General features: G+C 70.5%; 4 protein-coding genes. All 4 read left to right on the top strand.

Going from position 1 to position 4,445, the window contains the following annotated elements; translation table 11 throughout:
• Window positions 1-639 (top strand): ABC transporter permease (locus AC31A1_RS47395; protein WP_489659262.1); only part of this gene is annotated, 639 nt, incomplete at its 5' end.
• 58 nt (window positions 640-697) lie between these two features.
• Window positions 698-1,699 carry an ABC transporter substrate-binding protein gene (locus AC31A1_RS47390; protein WP_489659261.1) on the top strand — a complete coding sequence of 334 codons (1,002 nt, stop codon included), beginning with the start codon at window positions 698-700 and terminating at the stop codon, window positions 1,697-1,699.
• Window positions 1,700-1,824: 125 nt separating this feature from the next.
• Window positions 1,825-3,270, top strand: coding sequence for an argininosuccinate synthase (argG, locus tag AC31A1_RS47385; protein ID WP_327399102.1), 1,446 nt, complete (start codon window positions 1,825-1,827; stop codon window positions 3,268-3,270).
• A 226-nt stretch (window positions 3,271-3,496) separates the two neighbouring features.
• Window positions 3,497-4,445 (top strand): M20/M25/M40 family metallo-hydrolase (locus AC31A1_RS47380; RefSeq protein ID WP_489659263.1); only part of this gene is annotated, 949 nt, incomplete at its 3' end.

The following is a 4,445-nucleotide window of genomic DNA, read 5'->3' as shown; positions in this document are numbered from 1 at the left end:
CTGCAGGGGGCGGTGGTGGCGACCGGGAAGGTGCCGCCGCTGATCGTGACCCTGGGCGGCCTGGGCGCGGCGCTCGGCATCGCCGAACTCGCCACCGGCGGCCAGGACCCGTCCGGCGCGTCCGCCGCGCACCTCCAGAACAGCCTGGGATTCGGCAAGTTGCTCGGCATCCCCTGGATGGTGATCCTCGCCGCGGTGGTCACGGCCCTGTTCGGCGCGGTGCTCGGCGCCACGAAGTTCGGCAGCCACACCCTGGCGATCGGCTCCAACCCGACCGCCGTCCGCCGCGCGGGCATCCCGGTGGGCCGCCATCTGATCAAGGTCTACGGCCTGATGGGCCTCCTTGCCGGTCTTGGCGCGGTGATGTGGCTGGCGTCGTACGGCACGACGTCGATCGCCGGGCACTCCACCGACAACCTGAAGGTGATCACCGCGGTGGTCCTGGGCGGCACCAGCCTGTTCGGCGGGCGGGGTTCGGTGCTGGGCACCGTGATCGGCGTGTTCATCCCGGCGGTGCTGACCACCGGGCTGATCGTCATCGGCGTTCAGCAGTACTGGCAGGACGTCGCCGTCGGTGTCGTCCTGGTCGCCGCCGTCTACATCGACCAGATGCGCAGGAAGACCCGGGAACGCGCATGACCCCGACCCCCGCCCCAGCCTTCGCCCCGACCCTCGTATGACCCAGGAGGACACCCTTATGTCGAGCATCCGCATCTCACGCAAAGTACTGGTCGCCGCGGGCACCGTGCTGGTCCTGACCGGCGCCGCCGCCTGCGGTTCGTCGAGCGACAGCGGCAGTTCGGGGTCGAAAGGAGGGGCCTCCGGCAAGAAGGTCCGGCTGATCACCGGCGTGAAGAGCGACCCCTTCTACATCACCATGACCTGCGCGGCGCAGACCGAGGCCAAGGCCAAGGGCATGGACTTCTCCGCGGACGGTTCCGCGCAGTGGGACGTCTCCGTGCAGCGGCCCCTGCTCGACTCGGTGGCGGCGTCGCGGCCGGACGGGCTGCTGATCTCGCCGGTCGACACGAGCGCGCTCACCCCGTCGCTGAAGCAGATCCAGTCGGCCGGCACGAAGGTCGCGCTGGTGGACACCACGGTCACCGACGACTCGGTCGGCATCACGCGGATCTCGTCCGACAACGAGAAGGGCGGCCGGGTGGCGGCCGACGCGCTCGCCAAGCTGATGAACGAGAAGGGCTCGGCCATCGTCATCAGCGTCAAGCCCGGCGTCTCCACCACCGACGCCCGCATCAAGGGCTTCACGGAGGAGATGAAGAAGTACCCGGACATCAAGATGCTGCCCACCCTCTACGACAACGACCTGCCGGCCACCGCGGCGTCCCAGATCCAGTCGACGCTGGCGGCCCACCCCGATCTGGGCGGTGTCTTCGCGGGCAACACGAACACCGGCCAGGGCATAGCCACCGGGCTCAAGCAGGCCGGCAAAGAGGGCAAGGTGCAGGTCGCCGCGTTCGACGCCGAGCCGGACGAGATCGCCTCGCTGAAGGCGGGCACCCTGCAGGTCCTGGTCGCGCAGGATCCGGCGGCGATCGGCAAGGAGGCCGTCGACCAGCTCGCCGCGGCCTTCGAGGGCAAGACGGTCCAGAAGTCGATCGGCACCAACATGGTCGCCATCACCAAGGCGAACATGAACGAGCCCGCGATCAGCAAGTACTTCTACAAGGCGGGGTGTTGAGCGCGGTCCCACCGCCGCCGCTGCCGGGTGCCCTCCTGCGTCACGGGTGCCCGGCAGCGGCGTATCGGAAAGGGGTTCAGTAAGGGGACTTTGCATGACCATGCGCGAGGGTGCATAATCTTCCTATGTCTAAGGTCCTCACCTCCCTCCCCACCGGCGAGCGCGTCGGCATCGCCTTCTCGGGCGGACTCGACACCTCCGTCGCGGTCGCCTGGATGCGCGACAAGGGTGCCGTCCCCTGCACCTACACCGCCGACATCGGCCAGTACGACGAGCCCGACATCGCCTCGGTGCCCGGCCGCGCGCAGGCCTACGGCGCCGAGATCGCGCGTCTGGTCGACTGCCGTGCGGCGCTGGTCGAGGAGGGCCTGGCCGCGCTGACCTGCGGGGCGTTCCACATCCGCTCCGGCGGGCGCGCCTATTTCAACACCACCCCGCTGGGCCGTGCCGTCACGGGCACGCTGCTGGTGCGGGCGATGCTTGAGGACGACGTCCAGATCTGGGGCGACGGCTCGACCTTCAAGGGCAACGACATCGAGCGGTTCTACCGCTACGGCCTGCTTGCCAACCCGCATCTGCGGATCTACAAGCCCTGGCTGGACGCGGACTTCGTGACGGAGCTCGGCGGCCGCAAGGAGATGTCGGAGTGGCTTCTCGCGCACGAGCTGCCGTACCGGGACAGCACGGAGAAGGCGTACTCCACCGACGCCAACATCTGGGGTGCCACCCACGAGGCCAAGACCCTGGAGCACCTGGACACAGGCGTGGAGACCGTGGAGCCGATCATGGGCGTCCGCTTCTGGGACCCCTCGGTCGAGATCGTCACCGAGGACGTGACGATCGGCTTCGACCAGGGCCGCCCGGTGACGATCAACGGCAAGGAGTTCTCCTCCCCCGTCGACCTCGTGATGGAGGCCAACGCGATCGGTGGCCGGCACGGCCTGGGCATGTCCGACCAGATCGAGAACCGGATCATCGAGGCGAAGAGCCGCGGCATCTACGAGGCCCCGGGCATGGCCCTGCTCCACGCGGCCTACGAGCGCCTGGTGAACGCGATCCACAACGAGGACACCGTCGCCCAGTACCACAACGAGGGCCGGCGCCTGGGCCGTCTGATGTACGAGGGCCGCTGGCTGGACCCGCAGGCCCTGATGGTCCGGGAGTCCCTGCAGCGCTGGGTCGGCTCGGCGATCACCGGTGAGGTCACCCTGCGGCTGCGGCGCGGCGAGGACTACTCGCTGCTCGACACCTCGGGCCCGGCGTTCAGCTACCACCCGGACAAGCTGTCCATGGAGCGCACCGAGGACTCGGCCTTCGGCCCGGTCGACCGCATCGGCCAGCTCACCATGCGCAACCTCGACATCGCCGACTCCCGCGCCAAGCTGGAGCAGTACGCCGTCCTCGGCCTGATCGGCACCGGCAACACCGCGATCGGCGCCGCCCAGGCCGCCGCGACCGGCCTCATCGGCAGCATGCCCGAGGGCGGCGCCGAGGCCATCGCCTCCCGCGGCGAGGTCTCCGAGGACGACGCGCTCCTGGACCGCGCCGCGATGGAGTCCGGCACCGACTGATCAACTCCGGGAATCAGCACCGCCGTTGGGCCGGTTCGACGCGTTCGCCGTCGGACCGGCCTTTCGTCGGTCGGGGCGGGGTACGGGTACGGGCACGGCAGGCGCTGAGCGGCAGGAAAGCGTCAGGGGCTGGTCAGCACCGCCGACCGGTCGCGCCTCCCCCGAACTCCCCGCGTAGCCTTCCCCCGTGACCACGCACAAGACCATCGCCGTGAGCGTCGAAGCGATGCTCGACGACCTCCGGACCCTCGTCGAAGTCGAGTCCCCCTCCCGCGACCTGGACGCCCTGCGGACATCGGCCGAGACCGTCGCCGCTGTCATCGAGGCGCGGCTCGGAGGGCGGGCGGTGCTCGTCGGGAGTGAGGGCGGGCCGCACGTCCACTGGTCCGGCGGTGGCACTCCCCGCGTACTGGTCCTCGGTCACCACGACACGGTGTTCCCGCTCGGCACCCTCGCGCGCCGCCCCTTCCTGGTCGAGGACGGGCGGGCGACCGGACCCGGCGTCTTCGACATGCTGGGCGGTCTGGTGCAGGCGATCCATGGGCTGGCGGCGCTGGACGACCAGTCCGGGGTCGAGATCCTGGTGACCGCCGACGAAGAGGTCGGTTCCCGCTCCTCCCGGGCGCTCATCGAGGAACGTGCCCTCGCCTGCGGTGCCGTGCTCGTGGTCGAGGGGGCCGCCGACGGCGGAGGCGTCAAGACCGGCCGTAAGGGATGCGGCACGTTCGAGGTCTCCGTCGCGGGCCGTGCCTCGCACGCGGGGCTGGAGCCCGCCGCCGGGGTCAACGCGCTGGTCGAGGCGGCGTATCAGGTGCTGGACATCGCGGCGTTGGCGCGGCCGGAGGTGGGCACGACGGTCACGCCGACCGTCGCGTCCGCGGGGACGCTGGACAACGTCGTCCCCGCGCAGGCGACCGTCGTCGTGGATGTGCGGGTCGAGTCGCCCGACGAGAAGGAACGGATCGAGTCCGCGTTCGCCGCCCTCGCCCCTCATCTCGACGAGGCCGTGATCACCGTGGCGGGAAGTGTCGGCCGGCCGCCGATGCCCGAGTCGGCCGCGGCCGAACTGTTCGCGGTGGCGCGGCGGTTGCTGCCCGGACTCGAAGGCCGGGCGGTCGGCGGTGGGAGCGACGGGAACTTCACGGCCGCGCTGGGGGTGCCGACGCTCGACGGGC

This window comes from Streptomyces sp. P5F9 (assembly GCF_057961495.1).
The sequence above is the reverse complement of the archived record's forward strand: the minus strand, read 5'-3'. Positions and strand labels throughout refer to the sequence as shown.

What these genes read in the sequence shown, in the direction of transcription:
- AC31A1_RS47390 (WP_489659261.1), top strand. Translation starts at nt 698, where the DNA reads ATGTCGAGCATCCGCATCTCACGCAAAGTACTGGTCGCCGCGGGCACC.
- argG (WP_327399102.1), top strand. Translation starts at nt 1,825, where the DNA reads ATGTCTAAGGTCCTCACCTCCCTCCCCACCGGCGAGCGCGTCGGCATC.